General features: G+C 59.2%; 1 protein-coding gene. It reads right to left on the bottom strand.

The annotated features are described in order from the left end of the window. Positions 1–559: transposase (locus tag N5096_RS16075; RefSeq protein ID WP_267665795.1), on the bottom strand; the 559-nt coding region annotated here is incomplete at both ends.

The following is a 559-nucleotide window of genomic DNA, read 5'->3' as shown; positions in this document are numbered from 1 at the left end:
GGCCTGATAGCCTTGGGCGGTCGGGTGGGTCACGGTCGGGGCGTCCACGGCCCCCGATGCCTGCCGTCGCACCTTCCGAACAACGGGAAGGCTGTTGAGAGCAGGCACATTCCAATCGAGTTTCTTGATGCCTTTCACGGCGATGTTGACGCTTGCACCACGGTCGCTGTGGTCTTGATGCCCGCACGACCGACACTTGAACCGCTTTTTGTTGCGGTTCGCACGCTCCGTATGCCCGCACATCGGACACCGCTGGCTCGTGTATTCAGGGTTAATCCACGCAGTCGGAATCCCCCTGAATGACCCCTTGTACGATGTATAGAACTGAAGGGCGCGGAACGGGAGGTGGTGCAAGCGTCGGTTCATCCGCGTGCCGTAGTCGATACTGTCGCGCATCTCTTTGAGGTCTTCAAAGACGATACACGGCTTCTCGAACTGACTGCTCCACTCCACGATATGACGGCTCACCTTGTGGAGTCGGTCACGGACAAACCGTTCCTCACGCCCTTTCAACGTGTCGTGAATGCTGTCCTTCCCCGCGTTCTGCACGCGCTTCCGC

It is taken from the genome of Halorubrum yunnanense (assembly GCF_026586675.1).
GTDB classification, from domain to species: domain Archaea; phylum Halobacteriota; class Halobacteria; order Halobacteriales; family Haloferacaceae; genus Halorubrum; species Halorubrum yunnanense.
The sequence above is the reverse complement of the archived record's forward strand: the minus strand, read 5'-3'. Positions and strand labels throughout refer to the sequence as shown.